This is a genomic window from Bacillus sp. SIMBA_074 (assembly GCF_046534555.1).
GTDB classification, from domain to species: Bacteria; Bacillota; Bacilli; order Bacillales; family Bacillaceae_G; genus Bacillus_A; species Bacillus_A mycoides.
This window is the reverse complement of sequence record NZ_JAWRYM010000399.1, coordinates 1-278: the sequence shown is the minus strand read 5'-3', so window position 1 is coordinate 278 and position 278 is coordinate 1. Positions and strand designations below refer to the sequence as shown.

Genomic DNA, 278 nt, shown 5'->3' with positions numbered 1-278 from the left:
CGTTGAAGCATCGAGCGGTTCCACCGCGGTCAGCGAAGCTTATTTCGCTCAAATACTGGGGCTGGACTTCATCGCCGTCATCCCTACCGCCACGAGTCGCGAGAAGATCGCGCTGATCGAGCGGCATGGGGGCCAGGTGCTCATTGTCGACGATCCCGCAGATGTGGTCCGCACGGCTCAAAGAATCACGGTCCAGCGCGGCGGGCACTTCATGGATCAGTTCACATTCGCGAGCCAGGCGACGAACTGGCGCGAGGGCAATATCGCCAGTGAGCTCT

General features: G+C 60.8%; 1 protein-coding gene. It reads left to right on the top strand.

The features are described 5' to 3' along the window. On the top strand, window positions 1-278 hold a 278-nt coding region (locus SB773_RS31310; RefSeq protein WP_410594180.1), incomplete at both ends, for a pyridoxal-phosphate dependent enzyme.